Source organism: Streptococcus oralis (assembly GCF_001578945.1).
Lineage (GTDB): Bacteria > Bacillota > Bacilli > Lactobacillales > Streptococcaceae > Streptococcus > Streptococcus oralis_Q.
On sequence record NZ_KQ969551.1, the window covers coordinates 134,347 to 135,598 of the forward strand.

A 1,252-nucleotide genomic window follows, 5' to 3' on the forward strand; every position below is an offset into this window, starting at 1 on the left:
GTTGCGGTGATGGCTCACACGGAACAGGATGTTTTAGACCTGATGAACTATACACGAGGCTTTAAAACCCTCAATCCTGAACAGGAATATGTAACTATTTCTATGGGCAAGGTGGGCAAGGTATCCCGTATCACCGCTGATGTGACGGGTTCGAGCTGGTCTTTTGCTAGTCTAGATGAGGCCAGTGCCCCTGGTCAGATTTCCCTGACTAATATGAAAAAAATCAGGGAGATTTTGGATGAAGCTTGATGGTTATACACGTTTAGCTGCAGTTGTTGCAAATCCCATCAAACACTCTATTTCACCCTTTATCCACAATAGGGCCTTTGAGGCGACAGAAACCAATGGAGTCTATGTAGCTTGGGAAATTAAAGCTACTGACTTGGCAGAAACAGTGGTCAATATTCGTCGCTACCAGATGTTTGGTATCAACCTGTCCATGCCCTATAAAGAGCAGGTGATTCCTTATCTGGATGAACTGAGTGACGAAGCGCGCTTGATCGGTGCGGTCAATACAGTTGTTAATCAAGATGGAATTCTAATTGGATATAATACAGATGGCAAGGGATTTTTTAAGAGCTTGCCTTCTTTTACAATTACAGGTAAGAAGATGACCATGCTGGGGGCAGGTGGTGCGGCTAAGTCTATCTTGGCACAAGCTATTTTGGATGGCGTCAGTCAGATTTCAGTCTTTGTGCGTTCAGTTTCCATGGAAAAAACAAGACCTTATCTGGACAAGTTACAGGAGCAAACAGGCTTTAAAGTGGATTTGCATGCTTTAGAAGATATTTCTGAACTGCAAGCAAGGATTGCCGAGTCGGATTTACTCGTCAATGCGACTAGTGTAGGAATGGATGGGCAGTCGTCCCCAGTTCCAGAAAGCATGGTCTTACCAGAAACTCTCTTGGTGGCAGATATCATTTACCAACCTTTTGAGACGCCATTTTTGAAATGGGCTAGAAGTCAGGGCAATCCAGCTGTCAATGGCCTGGGAATGTTGCTCTATCAAGCTGCAGAAGCCTTTCAACTGTGGACAGGTAAAGAAATGCCGACAGACGAAATTTGGCAGTCCTTAACAGAAAAATATAAATAGTGAAAAGGAGACCCTACTATGAAAATCAGAATCGATATTCCACATCATCCGTATGATATTCAGATTGAAAAAGGTTGTCTGGCCCAGGCTGGTCAATGGTTGCGAGAACTCTGGCAACCTCAAAAAGTGGTCATTGTGACCGATAACCATGTAGCTTGT

Annotated in this window: 2 protein-coding genes and 1 pseudogene; all 3 read left to right on the plus strand. The window is 43.9% G+C overall.

All coding sequences use genetic code 11. From position 1 onward, the window contains the following. The coding region (locus SORDD16_RS11590; protein WP_241733954.1) for a type I 3-dehydroquinate dehydratase at positions 1-249 on the plus strand (249 nt) is incomplete at its 5' end. After that, positions 239-1,093 carry a shikimate dehydrogenase gene (locus SORDD16_RS03350; protein ID WP_061452380.1) on the plus strand — a complete coding sequence of 285 codons (855 nt, stop codon included), beginning with the start codon at positions 239-241 and terminating at the stop codon, positions 1,091-1,093. The genes SORDD16_RS11590 and SORDD16_RS03350, both read left to right, overlap by 11 nt. A gap of 18 nt (positions 1,094-1,111) precedes the next feature. Next, positions 1,112-1,252 (plus strand): annotated as a pseudogene (locus SORDD16_RS11595) (3-dehydroquinate synthase); the annotation flags it as partial.

Bases quoted from the DNA above. Each gene is read 5' to 3' on its own strand.
- SORDD16_RS03350 (WP_061452380.1), top strand. From the start codon at position 239: ATGAAGCTTGATGGTTATACACGTTTAGCTGCAGTTGTTGCAAATCCC.